Annotated in this window: 13 protein-coding genes; 10 read left to right on the plus strand and 3 right to left on the minus strand. The window is 65.7% G+C overall.

The window, feature by feature from the left end; all coding sequences use genetic code 11:
* Positions 1-40 precede the first annotated feature (40 nt).
* The 7 genes from AB3147_RS25550 to AB3147_RS25580 all read left to right on the plus strand — a co-directional run bounded on the left by AB3147_RS25550 (position 41) and on the right by AB3147_RS25580 (position 7,504).
* Positions 41-1,393 (plus strand): FAD-dependent oxidoreductase, encoded by a 1,353-nt coding sequence (locus AB3147_RS25550; RefSeq protein ID WP_367353330.1) that lies wholly within the window; start codon positions 41-43, stop codon positions 1,391-1,393.
* Between the two features lie 16 nt (positions 1,394-1,409).
* Positions 1,410-2,633, plus strand: a complete 1,224-nt coding sequence (locus tag AB3147_RS25555; RefSeq protein ID WP_367353331.1) for a 3-hydroxybenzoate 6-monooxygenase — start codon at positions 1,410-1,412, stop codon at positions 2,631-2,633.
* Between the two features lie 136 nt (positions 2,634-2,769).
* Entirely contained in the window at positions 2,770-3,948 is a 1,179-nt protein-coding gene (locus tag AB3147_RS25560) for an ABC transporter substrate-binding protein (RefSeq protein WP_286939399.1), read from the plus strand.
* Positions 3,949-4,027: 79 nt separating this feature from the next.
* A complete protein-coding gene (locus AB3147_RS25565; protein ID WP_367353332.1) occupies positions 4,028-4,942 on the plus strand; it encodes a branched-chain amino acid ABC transporter permease in 915 nt (304 codons plus the stop codon).
* Positions 4,943-5,103: 161 nt separating this feature from the next.
* The gene (locus AB3147_RS25570; RefSeq protein ID WP_175184923.1) at positions 5,104-6,066 is read left to right on the plus strand and encodes a branched-chain amino acid ABC transporter permease; all 963 of its coding nucleotides are present in this window, start codon (positions 5,104-5,106) and stop codon (positions 6,064-6,066) included.
* Complete coding sequence (locus AB3147_RS25575) at positions 6,063-6,812, plus strand: ABC transporter ATP-binding protein (RefSeq protein WP_175122215.1); 750 nt, start codon at positions 6,063-6,065, stop codon at positions 6,810-6,812. The genes AB3147_RS25570 and AB3147_RS25575 overlap by 4 nt, the downstream gene beginning before the upstream one ends.
* The gene (locus AB3147_RS25580) at positions 6,812-7,504 is read left to right on the plus strand and encodes an ABC transporter ATP-binding protein (RefSeq protein ID WP_175184847.1); all 693 of its coding nucleotides are present in this window, start codon (positions 6,812-6,814) and stop codon (positions 7,502-7,504) included. Before AB3147_RS25575 ends, AB3147_RS25580 begins: the two co-directional genes overlap by 1 nt.
* A 10-nt stretch (positions 7,505-7,514) precedes the next feature.
* Here AB3147_RS25580 and AB3147_RS25585 read toward each other — a convergent pair whose 3' ends face one another.
* Entirely contained in the window at positions 7,515-7,877 is a 363-nt protein-coding gene (locus AB3147_RS25585) for a glyoxalase superfamily protein (RefSeq protein ID WP_367353333.1), read from the minus strand.
* A gap of 52 nt (positions 7,878-7,929) precedes the next feature.
* On the opposite strand from AB3147_RS25585, the gene AB3147_RS25590 reads away from it, so the two are divergent.
* Positions 7,930-8,289 carry a hypothetical protein gene (locus tag AB3147_RS25590; protein ID WP_367353334.1) on the plus strand — a complete coding sequence of 120 codons (360 nt, stop codon included), beginning with the start codon at positions 7,930-7,932 and terminating at the stop codon, positions 8,287-8,289.
* Between the two features lie 43 nt (positions 8,290-8,332).
* Here the strand turns inward: AB3147_RS25590 and AB3147_RS25595 are convergent, their stop codons facing one another.
* Positions 8,333-9,286, minus strand: a complete 954-nt coding sequence (locus tag AB3147_RS25595; RefSeq protein WP_218342712.1) for a helix-turn-helix transcriptional regulator — start codon at positions 9,284-9,286, stop codon at positions 8,333-8,335.
* A 143-nt stretch (positions 9,287-9,429) separates the two neighbouring features.
* Here AB3147_RS25595 and AB3147_RS25600 point away from each other — a divergent pair, with 143 nt between their 5' ends.
* The gene (locus tag AB3147_RS25600) at positions 9,430-11,631 is read left to right on the plus strand and encodes a TonB-dependent siderophore receptor (RefSeq protein WP_367353335.1); all 2,202 of its coding nucleotides are present in this window, start codon (positions 9,430-9,432) and stop codon (positions 11,629-11,631) included.
* 25 nt (positions 11,632-11,656) lie between these two features.
* Here AB3147_RS25600 and AB3147_RS25605 read toward each other — a convergent pair whose 3' ends face one another.
* Positions 11,657-12,418: an IclR family transcriptional regulator gene (locus AB3147_RS25605; RefSeq protein WP_175139560.1), complete on the minus strand. Its 762-nt coding sequence runs from the start codon at positions 12,416-12,418 to the stop codon at positions 11,657-11,659.
* Between the two features lie 220 nt (positions 12,419-12,638).
* On the opposite strand from AB3147_RS25605, the gene AB3147_RS25610 reads away from it, so the two are divergent.
* The gene (locus AB3147_RS25610) at positions 12,639-13,928 is read left to right on the plus strand and encodes an NAD(P)/FAD-dependent oxidoreductase (protein ID WP_367353336.1); all 1,290 of its coding nucleotides are present in this window, start codon (positions 12,639-12,641) and stop codon (positions 13,926-13,928) included.
* Positions 13,929-13,941: the final 13 nt, after the last annotated feature.

The following is a 13,941-nucleotide window of genomic DNA, read 5'->3' on the forward strand; positions in this document are numbered from 1 at the left end:
GACGGCGCACGCCGGCTGCAATGAACGCAAGGAGAGTCAGATGGTCATCACCGAACCCGCCCGTCAGGTGCCGCTGTATGGCGAGTACGAGGTCGTCGTCCTGGGCGGCGGCCCCGCCGGGGTGCTGGCGGCCGCCAGCGCCGCGCGCAACGGCGCGAGCGTGCTGCTCGTGGAGCGCTACGGGTTCCTGGGCGGCATGGGCACCGCCGCGGGCGTGTCCAACTTCTGCGGATTGCACGCGAACATCCACGGCGACATCCGGCAGGTGGTGCACGGCATGACCGACGACCTTCTGGACCGCATGCGCGCGATGGACGGGCTGAACGATCCGCACCTGATCCTGGGCAAGATCCACGCGCAGGCCTACGACATCTCGGCCTTCAAGTGCGCGGCGGATGGCCTGGTGCAGGACAGCGGCGCGCAGGTGCTGTTTCATGCGCTGGCCACGGGCCTGACGCGTGACGACGCGGGCCGCGTGGACGCGCTGTTCCTGGAAACCAAGTCCGGCCGCTGCGCCGTTCGCGCAAAGATCTTCATTGATTGTTCGGGCGACGCCGATATTGCGCACTGGGGCGGTCTGCCGTTTGAAAAAGGCGACGCCCACGGTCACATGCTCTACCCGACGCTGATGTTCAAGGTGGGCAATGTGGACGGCGCGCGCGCGCAAGAGGCCTGGAAAACCATCCCGGCGCTGATGGACGACGCCGCCGCCAGCGGTGAATTCACGTTTCCGCGCAAAGGCGCCATCGTGCGGCCGCAAAAGCACGATTACGAATGGCGCGTCAACGTCACGCAGCTTGCCAATGCGGACGGCAGCGCGGCGGATGGCACCGACGCGGATTCCCTGTCGGCAGGTGAGCTTGAAGGCCGCCGGCAGATCATGAACTACCTGGCGTTCCTGCGCGCCAAGGTGCCCGGGTTCGAGCAGGCCTATGTGCTGGACATCGCGCCGCAGCTGGGCATCCGCGAAACGCGCCGCATCGTCGGCGAGGCCGTGCTGACGCAGGAGCACGTGCTGGGCTGCGCGGATTTTCCGGACAGCATCGGCGTGAACGGCTGGCCGTTGGAAATGCACACGGCGGGCGACGTGAAGTGGGTGTGGCCGCCCATCCCCGAATCGCGTGGCTACAACCAGCTGCCGTTTCGCATGATGGTGCCGCGGCGCGGACCGGGCGTGGCCAGCAACGTGCTGGTGGCTGGCCGCTGCGCGTCGATGACGCACGAGGGGCAGTCGGCGGCGCGCGTCAGCGGCAGCTGCTTCGTCATGGGCGAAGCCGCCGGCACCGCATCCGCGATGGCGCTGCGCGACGGCATTGCGCCCGGCGACATTTCCATTTCGGCGCTGCAGGCGCAATTGAAGCAACAGGGCGCCTTCCTGGGCGGCCACGACTGAACCGCGAGATACCGACATGACTACGAACCTGGCGGCAAACCCGAAGACACAAACCGTGATCGTCGTGGGCGGCGGCATTGGCGGGCTGGCGGCTGCGCTGGCGCTGACACGGCAGGGCATTGCCGTGCAACTGCTGGAGCAGGCCGCGCACATCGGCGAGATCGGCGCCGGCATCCAGCTTGGCCCCAATGCCTTCGCGGCGCTGGATGCCCTGGGCGTGGGCCGCACGGCGCGCGAGCGCGCGGTATTCACCGACCACATCATCATGATGGATGCGGTGGACGCCAGGGAGGTCGTGCGCATCGACACCGGCGAAGCGTTCCGAGCACGGTTTGGCGGCCCGTATGCGGTGATTCATCGCGCCGACATCCATCTGTCCATTCTGGAGGCCGTGCAGCAGGACCCGCTGATCCAGTTCCGCACGTCTACGCAGATCGCCAGCATGACGCAGGACGATCACGGCGTGGAAGTCGTGGACACGCATGGCAACCGCTACCGCGCCGACGCGGTGGTGGGCGCAGACGGCGTCAAGTCCGTGATCCGCGAGCGCATGGTGGGCGATCCGGCGCGGGTGACGGGTCACGTGGTCTACCGCGCGGTGGTCGAAGAGGAGAACATGCCCCGGGAGCTGCGCATCAACGCCCCGGTGCTGTGGGCCGGGCCGCATTGCCACCTGGTGCACTATCCGCTGCGCGGCGGGCAGCAATACAACCTGGTCGTCACCTTCCATAGCCGTGAGCAGGAAGAATGGGGCGTGCGGGAAGGCAGCAAGGACGAGGTGCTGTCGTACTTCCAGGGCATACACCCGACGCCGCATCAGATGCTGGACCGTCCGACGTCATGGAAGCGCTGGGCGACCGCCGATCGCGAGCCGGTGGAACAGTGGGGCGAGGGCCGCGTCACGATCCTGGGCGATGCCGCGCATCCCATGACGCAATACATGGCTCAGGGCGCCTGCATGGCGCTGGAAGACGCCGTGACGCTGGGCGAGGCCATCAGGCGGTGCGAGCACGACCTGCCCGCCGCCTTCCGGTTGTACGAATCGGTCCGCATCCCGCGCAGTGCGCGCGTGGTGTGGTCGACACGCGAAATGGGCAGGCTCTATCACGCGCGCGGCGTGGAGCGCACCGTGCGCAACATGCTGTGGACGGGGCGCAGCCAGGCCCAGTTCTATGACGCATTGCAGTGGCTGTATGGGTGGAAGGTGGAGAACTGCCTGGCGGGAAGCGCGCCGCAATAGACGGCGCGGCAATAAAGGACGCAGCAAAAGATGCAGAGAATGACGCAGCAATAGTGGCAGCAAAAGACGCAGCAGGGAAAACGCCGCTTGCCAAAGAGCACGCGGCATACAAGCATCAGTACAAGAGGAGACAACCATGCACAAAAGCACCATCCGCGGCGCGGCCGCCGTCATGCTGTCATTGGCCTCGTACGCGGCCAGCGCCCAGCAGAAACCTGTGGATATCGGATTCATCGGCACGCTGTCCACGCCCGCCGGCTACATCGGCGAAGACGAGCGCGACGCCTTCATGCTGGCCGTCAAGGAAGGCGGCGGCAAGCTGGGCGGCGTTCCGGTCAACGTGCGCGTCGAGGACGACGCGCTAAAACCCGCCAACGCCAAACAGATTGCCGACAAGATGGTGCAAGGCGGCGTGCGGCTGTTCACCGGCATCAATTTCTCGAACGTCATGGCCGCCGTCGGGCCTACCGTGCTCAACGCTGGCGCCTTCTACGTCAGCCTGAACGCCGGCCCGTCCAACTTCGCCGGCAAGGCCTGCAACCCCAATTACTTCTCGGTGGCGTTCCAGAACGACTCGTACGCAGACACGGCCGGCATGGCGGCCAATGAGCTGGGCGCCAAGCGCGTGGTCATCATGGCCCCGAACTACCAGGCCGGCCGAGACGCCATCGCCGGCTTCAAGCGCACCTACAAAGGCGAGATCGCCGACGAGATCTACACCAAGCTCGAGCAGGCAGACTTCTCGGTGGAGCTGGCGCGCATCCGCTCGCTCAATCCCGACGCCATCTTCCAGTTCCATCCGGGCGGCGCGGGCATCAACCTGACCAAGCAGTTTGCCAACTCGGGCCTGGCGGACAAGATCAAGATGATCACGCCCATCTACTCGATGGACGACCGCATGCTGGCCGCCACCGGCACCGCGGGCAAGGGCTTCTACCTGAGCTCGCTGTGGAGCGCCGACCTGGACAACCCGCAGAGCAAGCACTTCGTCGAAGCCTTCACCAAGGCCTACAACCGCGCGCCCACCGCCTACGCGGCCCAGGCCTACGACACCGCCAATCTGATCGGGTCCGCGTTGAAAGCCGTGAACGGCGACATCACCGGCAAGCCCGACGACTTCCGCAATGCGTTGCGGCGCGCGGACTTTCCCAGCGTGCGCGGCAAATTCAAGTTCGGGCCGAACCAGCATCCCATCCAGGACTGGTATCTGCTGCACATTGAAGCGGGCCCCGACGGCAAGCTGGTCTACAAGAACCTGAAGGTGCTTGCCCGCGACCACACGGACGTGCACGCCGCGGACTGCAAGATGCCATGACGCGGCACAAGGCACGCGGCGCCGGGCTCGCTGGCGCCGCGCGGCCTAGCCATTCAAGCTCTCCCGAGAAGGAGTCGCAATGCTGATGTTCCTGGAGCAGGTCCTGAACGGCCTGCAGTACAGCGCCTTGCTGTTTCTGTTGTCGGCGGGATTGACGCTGGTGTTCGGCATCATGAACGTCATCAACCTGACGCACGGTTCGTTCTACATGGTGGGCGCGTTCTGCGCGGCCAGCGCGGCGGCGTCCACGGGCTCGTTCGCGGCCGCCCTGCTGGCTGCGCTGGCCGGCGCGGCGCTGTACGGGCTGATCGTCGAACTGCTGGTCATCCGTCACCTGTACCGGCGCGATCACCTGGATCAGGTGCTGGCCACGCTGGGTCTGACCCTGTTCACCAATGAACTGGTGACCGTGCTGTTCGGCCGCAGCCCGCCCTTCATGGACATCCCGCCTTTTCTGTCAGGATCCGTCGCGCTGCTGCCCGGCCTGAACTATCCCATCATGCGGCTCGCCTTCATCGGTGCGGGCGCGCTGGTGGCGGTGGGCCTGTGGCTGCTGATCTCGCGCACGCGGGTCGGGATGCTGGTGCGCGCCGGCGCCGACGACGGCGAGATGGTCGACGCGCTGGGCGTGGACATCCAGCGCCTCTTCACTTTGATCTTCACGCTGGGCGCCCTGCTCTGCGGCTTTGCGGGCGTCATGGCCGCGCCTTTGCTGGCAGTCGAGATCGGCATGGGCGAACGCATTCTCATCACCACCTTCGTCGTCATCGTGGTGGGCGGCGTCGGCTCCGTGCGCGGCGCGCTGGTGGGGTCGCTGATGATCGGCATGACCGATGCGCTGGGGCGCGCCTACATCCCCTTCTGGATGTCGCGCCTGTTGCCGCCCGAGCTCTCGGACTCCGCAAGTTCGAGCCTCGTGTCCGCCAGCATCTACATCCTGATGGCCATCGTGCTGCTGTTCAAGCCGCGCGGACTGGTGCCGGCCCAGCGCTAGGAAAGATATTCATGACCAGACCAACTTCAACGAATCCCGCTGCCGGGCCGCTATCTGACACCGGCGGCGCGGGCGCATCGGTGTCCGACACCCGAGGCGGCACTCCAAACCGTGACGGCGTGTCGAGGGTGTCAGACATTTCCTCTGCTGGCAGACCGCGCATCACCCGCAGCGTCGTCGTCAACGCGATCGGGCTGTTGCTCTTTGTGCTGGTGCCGGCCATCGCGCAGGCCACGGGCGAGAGCTTTCTCGTCAACCTCATGACGCGATTTCTCATTTACGCCATCGCAGCTGTCAGTCTGGATCTGATCCTGGGCTACGGCGCCATGGTCAGCTTCGGCCACGCCGCATTCTTCGGGCTAGGTGGCTACGTCATCGGCATCGCCGCCTACCACGTCAACATGGGCGAGACGATCTTTGGCTGGAGCGGCAGCAATGCCGCGCTGGTCATGTGGCCGCTCGCCGTCGCGGTTGCCGCGCTGGCCGGGCTGGTTGTGGGCTTTCTGTCGCTGCGCACTTCCGGCGTGCAGTTCATCATGATCACGCTCGCCTTCGGGCAGATGCTGTATTTCATCCTCGTCGGGCTGATGATCTACGGCGGCGACGACGGCCTGTCGATCGATGCGCGCAACACGCTGCCGGGGCTGAACGTGAACGATCCGGCCACCTTCTACTACGTGTGCCTGGCGCTCATGACCCTTTGGATCATCGTGTGCCGGCGCATCGTCAATTCGCCGTTCGGCATGGCACTGCAGAGCATCAAGCAGAATCCGCGCCGCAGCATCGCCCTGGGCCTCGCGCCGCTGCGCTATCGCCTCACGGCGTTCGTGCTGTCGGCTGCCGGAACCGGGCTTGCCGGCGCGCTGTGGGCCAATTACGCGCTCTTTGTCAGCCCGGACATGTCCGCCTGGCAGAAGTCCGGCGAACTCATGGCCATGGTCATCCTGGGCGGTATGGGTTCGATCTTCGGCCCAGTGCTCGGCGTGGCCGTGTACCTGGGCCTGGAGCAGGTCGCCACCGGCTGGACGGAGCACTGGATGCTGATCCTGGGACCCGTGCTGGTGCTGGTGGTGCTCTTCGGCAAACGCGGCGTGTACGGCTGGCTCGTGGGAGGCAAGCAATGACCCATCCCAAACTGGAGATCCGTGGCCTGCAGAAATCCTTTGGCGCGGTACACGCCACGCAGGGCGTCGACCTCGCGGTCCGGCCCGGCGAGCTGCACGCCCTCATCGGCCCCAATGGCGCGGGCAAGACCACGCTGCTATCGCAGATCAGCGGTGAAATCCTGCCCGATGCCGGCAGCATCTGGCTCGACGGCGCCGACATCACGCGCATGCCCGCCTACCGGCGCCCCGCCGCGGGCCTGGCCCGTTCGTTTCAGATCAGCCAGCTCTACCCCGACTTCAGCGCCGAAGACAACGTCGCCATGGCCGTGCAGGCGCACAGCCCGGGCGGCTTCAATCTCTGGCGCAATGCGCGGCGCATGGCCCGGCTGCGCGAACCGGCGCGCGATGCGCTCGAACGTGTCGGTCTGGCCGGACGCGCCGGCGTGCGCGTGTCCGCGCTGGCGCACGGTGAAAAGCGCCAGCTCGAAATCGCCATGGCGCTGTCGCTGGACGCCTCCGTGCTGTTGCTGGACGAACCGATGGCCGGCATGGGCGCCGAGGAATCGCAACGCATGACCGCGCTGCTCCAGACCTTGAAGGGCCGCTACGCCATCCTGCTGGTCGAACACGACATGGACGCCGTCTTCGCGCTGGCCGACCGCGTCACCGTGCTGGTCTACGGCAAGACCATCTTCACCGGCACGCCCGACGAGGTGCGCCGCCATCCCGACGTGCGCGCCGCCTATCTGGGCGAGGAGGACTGATGCTGCAAGTGAACCAACTGCAAGGCGGCTATGGCGCCAGCAAAGTGCTCTTTGGCGTCGACCTGGACATCGCGCCGCGGCAAGTTGTCTCGCTGATCGGCCGCAACGGCATGGGCAAGACCACGACCGTCAAGACGCTGATGGGTATGCTGCCCGCGCAGGGCGGCGCCATCCTGCTCGACGGCAAACCGATCACCGGCATGGCCCCGCACCGCATCGCGCAGCTCGGCATCGGTCTCGTCCCCGAAGGCCGCCGCGTGTTTGGATCGCTATCCGTCGAAGAAAACCTCGTCGCCACCGCCCGCAACACGCACGCAGGCTGGCACGTCGGCCGCGTCTTCGACCTGTTCCCGCGCCTGAAGGAACGCCGCACCCAATCCGCCCGCACGCTATCCGGCGGCGAACAGCAGATGCTGGCTGTCGGCCGCGCCCTGCTCATCAACCCGCGCCTGCTCATCCTGGACGAAGCCACCGAAGGCCTCGCGCCCCTGATCCGCCAGGAAATCTGGAACTGCCTGCGCCGCTTGAAGGAAGAAGGCCAGACCATTCTTGTGATCGACAAGAACCTCAAGGAAATGGCGACCCTGGTTGACCGCCACCACGTGTTGGAAAAGGGTCGCGTCGTCTGGCATGGCAGCCCCGCCGAACTGGCCGCGCAGCCCGACCTGGCGCACCGCTATCTGGGGGTCTAGGCGCAGGCCGCTAGTCCTGTGACTCGCAAAAGCTGAGCCGATTGCCAAACGGATCGATCACCGCCATCACGCGCCCCCATGGCATCTCCTCGACGCCGGGCCGCATGTAGGCATACTTCCTGGCGCTGACTTCCGCGTGGAATTCATCCACGCCCTGCATCCGCACGAACACGGCCGACCCCGGCGTCGCGTCGCCATGATGCTCGGACAGATGCAGCACCAGATCCCCGCGATGCACCTGCGCATACAGCGGAAACCCCGCCTCGAAACGATGCTCCCAGTCCCAGGTGAACCCCAGAAAATCCAGGTAAAAGTCGCGCGCCTTTTCCACGGAGAAAATGCGCAGGATTGGAATGGCGGCTTGAAGGTGCATGGCGGGGCCTTGGTAGTATGCGAAAAATCCAGCATAGAACAGAAGCCCACACATGCCCATCGCCACCCCAGACTCCTGGAAGCACCTGCCCGCGCCGGCGCAGCGTGAACCGCTGCATTTTCAGGGGCGTTTTACCGCCGACGAGTACGCCCGCTTGCAACATGGCTTCGTGCCGAAGGAGATGGAAGACAAATGGTTCATCTACCTGCACGACGGCTGGCTGCGTTTGCATCGCAGTTGGACCGGCAACTGGATTTATGCACTGCGGCTTGAGCAGGACGGCGATGCGTGGACGGTGACCGATTCGTGGGTGAATCGTGATCCGGAGCAATACCGGCTTACCGATGCGGAGTATGACCGGGATTCGCTGCAGAGGATGTTGCAGTGGCTGATCAAGGGGCCGGCGGTTTGATGCGCATCGATTGATCGACGTGCCGCTGAGCATATCCAGCGCCTTACCAGGCGCGTGGCGATGCGCCGTATCGCGCCTTGAAGATCTTGCTGAAATGACTAAGGCTTGAGTAGCCCAAGTCGCCCGCCACCTGCGTGACGCTCATGCCGCTGCGCAGCAGGTCCGAGGCGCGAACCAGCCGCGCGTCGCTCAGATAGGCGTGCACCGAACGGCCGACGTTTTCGCGCATCAATTCCTGAAGCCGCCTTTCGGACAAGCCCACCATCCGCGCAACACGCCCCGGCGGCCACTGTTCCGAGCAGCGTTCCCGCAGCAGGCGGCAAGCTTGCTGCACCTGCTGGCGCTCCTCCGCGGCGGGTCCCTTCAGCACTTGCGGCACGGAAAGCAATTCCACAAAGGCAGCCAGCGTCTCGAGCGACTTGGCGCGGTACCAGATCCGGCGCGCCTCGGGCGCCGTCGGCGCGTTGCGGGAAATGTCGGTGGCCAACGTCAGCAGGCTGGCCGGCGCGTCCAGCATTGCGACCAACGATCCGTGGGTCGGCACGCTGACGTCGTGGCGAAACCGTTGGGTCAGCAGGGTGATGGGCGCCGAGTCGCCGGCCCGGGCGAGCGCATCAGGCGTGTATCGGATATCCAGCATCCGGACGCGCCGATTCGCGTAAAGGTGCGTGGTCCAACCCAACGGCTGTTCGTGGTTGAAGAGCAGCGCCGCGCCCCCGGTCACCTTCAGCGGTTTGCCGCCGTCCAACGCCAGCACGGCGTCGCCCTCCAGCCATACCTGCATGCCGAACACCGGCGCGCCCGGCGCGGGAATTGTCAGCGCCGCCGATGGGCAGCCGTCCAGCACCACCACACTGACGCCTTCCTCGACGCGCACCACGCACTGGATGACGTTTTCCCAGTCTTGCGTCGCGGGCACGGTGGGAAGTGTCCCTCGCCACCATTCGTGAGGCTTGGCGGGAGCGGTGTACGGGTCAAGCGAGAGCTCAGCGGACATGGGAAACAGGCGCAATTGCGCCGAGTGCAGCAAAACCGTCAATTGGCGCCGCGAAATCGTCAGACATCCGGCGGGCGTTCTGGAATCATGCCGTCGCACAAGAATGATTCTTGTTAATTATAAATTGATCAGGTGGTAACCCCGTGTCCTTCTCCGTCAAGCCGTTGCCGTTGGCATTGCTCGCCGCCTTTGCGGCGTCCGCGTCCGTCGGCGCGCAACCCGCTCCTTCGGCGGCCGCCGATGTCTCCACGTTGTCGCCGGTTGTGGTGCAGGGATCGAGCGATGCGTCGCCGACCTCCGGCGCCGACTTCGTCGCCACGCGCAGCCGGTCCGGCACCAAGTCGGACGCGGCCCTGATCGACACGCCCCAGACCATCAACGTCATCACCCGCAATGAAATGGACTGGCGCGGCGTCACCTCGCTGGCGCAGGCCGTCCGCTACACGCCGGGCATCTTCGCCCAGTACGGCGACAACGACGTGCGCTATGACTGGCTGACCATCCGCGGATTCACGCCGGCGCGCTATCTGGACGGCCTGCTTCTGCCCTTCGGCGCGCGGGGTTACGCGCAGCCGCGCATCGACACCTATGGCCTGGAACGGATAGAGATCCTGAAGGGACCGTCGTCCGGCCTTTACGGCCAGAGCGCCCCGGGCGGGTTGGTGAACATGACCAGCAAGCGTCCCACCGCCGAGCCGATCAATGAAGTCGTCCTGCAGGCGGGCAGCTTCAACCGGTACCAGGGCTCCTTCGACTTTTCCGGTCCGGCCGACGACGAAGGCAAATTTCTGTATCGCCTGACCGGCACCTTGCGCGATAGCGATACGCAGTACCAGCACGTCGACGATGAACGCCAGTTCATCGCGCCCAGCTTCACCTGGCGCCCGTCGTCCGACACCAGCCTGAATCTGAACGTGCAGTACCAGAAGATCACCAGTCACGGCGGCGGCGGCGCGCCCGTGTTGCCGGTCATCGGCACGCTGGAGAAAAGCAGCGCCGGCTACATTCCGCGCGACCGCTTCGTGGGCGAACCCGGCTACGACATCTTCACCAACGAGCAGACCATGGTGGGCTACACGCTGGACCACCGCCTGAACGACACCTGGAGCGTGCGGCAAAGCGCCCGCTACACCAACGTGGACACCAACACCCGTCGCGTGCAGATCGGCGCGATGGCGTCCGAGACCCAGGCGATCCGGTACGCGTGGGCCTTTCCCGAGACATCGCATGCGTTCCAGATCGACAATCAGGTGAACGCCAAATTCACGGCCGGCCCCACACGCCACGACCTCACCTTCGGCCTGGATTACCTGCGGGAAAAATCCCGCTACAACGAAAGCAGCCTGGGACTGATGCTGCCGCCGGCGTCGCCGCTGTTCGACGTGTTCAACCCCGACTACGGCACACCGGTGACGCGCCCGCCCACGGCCACCAAGATCAACATGACGCGCAGCCAGTTGGGCGTGTACGCGCAGGACCAGATCGAACTTGACCGGTTGTTGTTCACGCTGGTGGGCCGTTACGACTGGACCGAAGGCACCACCGATACCGGCGCGCGCGGCAGCGCCGGGCAATGGGCATGGACCTCGCGCGATGCCGACGCCAACCGCTTCACCGGCCGGCTCGGCGTCACGTATCGCTTTGACAACGGTCTGGCGCCCTATCTGAGCTATTCCACGTCCTTCCAGCCCGTCACCGGCGTGATGCGCGACGGCTCGGCGCTCAAGCCGACGACTGGTGAGCAGTACGAGGCCGGCATCAAGTTCCAGCCCAACGGCTACGCCAGCTTCGTGACGCTGTCGGCGTTCCAGATCAACCAGAACAACGTCAGCACGCCGGACCCGGTCAATACCAGCTTTGTCGTGCAGACCGGCCAGGTCCAGGTGCAGGGGCTGGAGCTGGAGGGCAAGGCCAGCTTCGACAACGGGTTGGATCTGACGATGTCGTACGCGCTGAGCGACAGCGAGATCACCAAGAGCAACAATCCCGCGCAGCGCGGCAATCAGCTCAACTTTGTGCCGCGCCATCAGGCGGCGCTGTGGGCAGACTACACGTTGCGCGACGGCCCGTTGCAAGGCGTGGGCCTGGGCGCCGGCGTGACGTACCGCGGCGGCTTCTATGGCGATCTGAACGACAACTACGCCATCCCGGCCGTGACATTGGTCGATGCGGCGATCCGCTACGACTTGGGTCGCGCCAGCCCCGCCCTTGCCGGCGCGCAGGTCGCGTTGAACGTGTCCAACCTGTTCGACAAGCGTTACGTGGCCAACTGCCTGGGCACGGCCGTGAGCTGCTACTGGGGCGCGGAGCGCACGGTGATGGCGACGTTGCGGTATCGCTGGTAATTCCCGGCATCCCGGGCGGTCGGCCTCAATTGCGCTTGCTGATCGCCCTGGCTGCCCGGATCACCAGCGGCCCCAGTTCCTCCCGCGCACGCGCCAGCGACCAGCGCGGCTTCGGCACGGATATGTTGACCGCACCCAGCGGATCGCCGTTGTCGCCATAAATCACCGCCGCGACATTCAAATCCCCCGCAAAGAACTCTTCGTCGGCATAGGCGTACTGATCCCGTCTTGCCTCGTCGATCAATGCGCGCAGCCGATCGACGTCGGTGGTGGTGTGCGGCGTGTACTTCGCGCACGTCACGTTGCGCAACCTGAGATCGAGTTCATCCGGCGGCAGCAACGCCCATAGTGCGCGCCCCGACGCGGTCGCCACGCAGGGAATCTGCGTGCCCACCGGCAGGTACTCGGGAATGTGCCTGGCCGGCGCGACGCGCATGACGAACACCATGTTGTCGCCGTCGGGCACGGCCAGATTGACGATCTCGCCGCACTCCTGGTTGACCTGATGCAGCACCGCATGCGCATGCTGGAACAAGGGCTGCCGGTAGAGATAGCTGTAGCCCAGCCCCACGGCCTTGACCGTCATGCTGTAGCGCTTGGTGCGCGGATCCTTGAACAGGTAGCCGGTCTTTTCCAGCGTGTAGGCCACGCGCTGCGCCGAGCCGATGGTGATGCCGTTTTCGCGGGCCATCTCCTGAAGGCTCAAAGAGGCGTGCCCCCGGAAGGACTCGAGCACGGCGAGCCCTTTTTCCAGCGACTGGATCAACAAGGCGGAAGGTTCAGACATTCGGATTCGATTTGGGTAGCAGGGACGGAGTTTGCCCGCGGAAAGCCGGAAAGTCCGGCGCCCTAGGGAAACCCTTACGTTGTAGCCGGACCCGGCGAGCAGTATAAAAATACTCGCCGTTATCGTTATACGTAGATTGTTATCGAATAGCGATACTTAATCAATCCGGATCTTCATGCAACCGCATCCGCCTCAAACGCCGGCGCCCTCCGCCGCTCAAATGCCCGCTTCAGCTTCTGGCCCGTCCGACACGGCGCTGCCCGCCTCGGTCGACGTCGCCATCGTTGGTGGCGGCATCATCGGCATCAGCACCGCCTATTCCCTCGCGCGCGCCGGACTGCGGGTCGCCGTGTTCGAGAAAGGCACGCTGGCCTGCGAGCAGTCGTCGCGCAATTGGGGCTGGGTGCGCACGCTGGGCCGCGATCTGCCGGAAGTGCCGCTGGCGCAGCGCGCCAACCGGCTATGGGCAGAGATCCAGGAAAAGGTGGACGTTGGTTTCCGCCGCAGCGGCATCTTCTACCTGCAGGAAAACGACATGGACGCGGCCGGCCATCAGGCGTGGCTGGACGGGGCGCGCGCGCATGGCGTGGATGCGCGCCTGCTGGATCGCCGCACGGTGCAGGACATGCTGCCGTCGACGGGACGCGCCTGGACGGGCGCCATGTACAGCCCGACGGACGGGGTCGCCGAACCGCAGCTGGCAACCCGCGGCATCGCCTCGCTGGCGCGCGCCGCGGGCGCACACATTGTTGAGCACTGCGCCGTGCGTGGCGTGGAGCGCAGCGCGGGCCGCGTCAGCGCCCTGATCACGGAGCACGGCCGCGTTGCCACGCAGGCGGTGCTGGTGGCGGCCGGCGCCTGGTCGCGGCTCTTTTGCGGCAATCTGGGCGCCGACTTCCCGCAGTTGAAGGTGCGTGGATCCGTGCTGCGCACGACGCCGCTCGACGCGGGACCGCAGGCGGCGATCAACGGCAAGGACTTCACCTGCCGCAAACGTGCCGACGGCGGCTATTCGGTGTCGCAGTTCGGCGCGTCGATGGCGGACGTGGTGCCCGACACCTTCCGCCTCATGCCGCATTTCTTCAGCGCGTGGCGGGCCAACAGCAGCTTCGTGCGGCTGCGTTTCGGCAAGCGCTTCTTCGAGGAACTGAAGATCCCGAACCATTTTCCGGCCGACCGCGAATCGCCTTTCGAGCGGCATCGCGTGCTGGATCCGTCGCCGTCCAGTCGCGGCGTGGCGCAAGCCTGGCGCCGGCTGGTGCATGCCTTTCCCGCATTCCGCGAAGCACGCATTGCGCAGTCCTGGGCCGGCTACATCGATGTCACGCCCGACGCGATGCCTGTCATGGACGCGGTGCCCGGCCTGCCCGGGCTCTACCTTGCTTCCGGTTTCTCGGGCCACGGTTTCGGCATCGGTCCGGCGGCGGGCGAGTTGATGGCGCAGTTGATCCAGGGCCAAACGCCCGCCATCGACCTGCACCCGTTCCGCTACGGCCGCTACGGGACCTGACGGGCACGCATTG

Source organism: Achromobacter animicus (genome assembly GCF_040775605.1).
In the GTDB taxonomy this organism is placed as follows: Bacteria; Pseudomonadota; Gammaproteobacteria; order Burkholderiales; family Burkholderiaceae_B; genus Achromobacter; species Achromobacter animicus.

Coding starts and splice junctions, on each gene's coding strand:
- AB3147_RS25585 (WP_367353333.1), bottom strand. CDS start 7,877: ATGCACCTTCAAGCCGCCATTCCAATCCTGCGCATTTTCTCCGTGGAA.
- AB3147_RS25605 (WP_175139560.1), bottom strand. CDS start 12,418: ATGTCTGAACCTTCCGCCTTGTTGATCCAGTCGCTGGAAAAAGGGCTC.
- AB3147_RS25550 (WP_367353330.1), top strand. CDS start 41: ATGGTCATCACCGAACCCGCCCGTCAGGTGCCGCTGTATGGCGAGTAC.
- AB3147_RS25580 (WP_175184847.1), top strand. CDS start 6,812: ATGCTGCAAGTGAACCAACTGCAAGGCGGCTATGGCGCCAGCAAAGTG.
- AB3147_RS25595 (WP_218342712.1), bottom strand. CDS start 9,286: ATGTCCGCTGAGCTCTCGCTTGACCCGTACACCGCTCCCGCCAAGCCT.
- AB3147_RS25575 (WP_175122215.1), top strand. CDS start 6,063: ATGACCCATCCCAAACTGGAGATCCGTGGCCTGCAGAAATCCTTTGGC.
- AB3147_RS25555 (WP_367353331.1), top strand. CDS start 1,410: ATGACTACGAACCTGGCGGCAAACCCGAAGACACAAACCGTGATCGTC.
- AB3147_RS25560 (WP_286939399.1), top strand. CDS start 2,770: ATGCACAAAAGCACCATCCGCGGCGCGGCCGCCGTCATGCTGTCATTG.
- AB3147_RS25610 (WP_367353336.1), top strand. CDS start 12,639: ATGCCCGCTTCAGCTTCTGGCCCGTCCGACACGGCGCTGCCCGCCTCG.
- AB3147_RS25590 (WP_367353334.1), top strand. CDS start 7,930: ATGCCCATCGCCACCCCAGACTCCTGGAAGCACCTGCCCGCGCCGGCG.
- AB3147_RS25565 (WP_367353332.1), top strand. CDS start 4,028: ATGCTGATGTTCCTGGAGCAGGTCCTGAACGGCCTGCAGTACAGCGCC.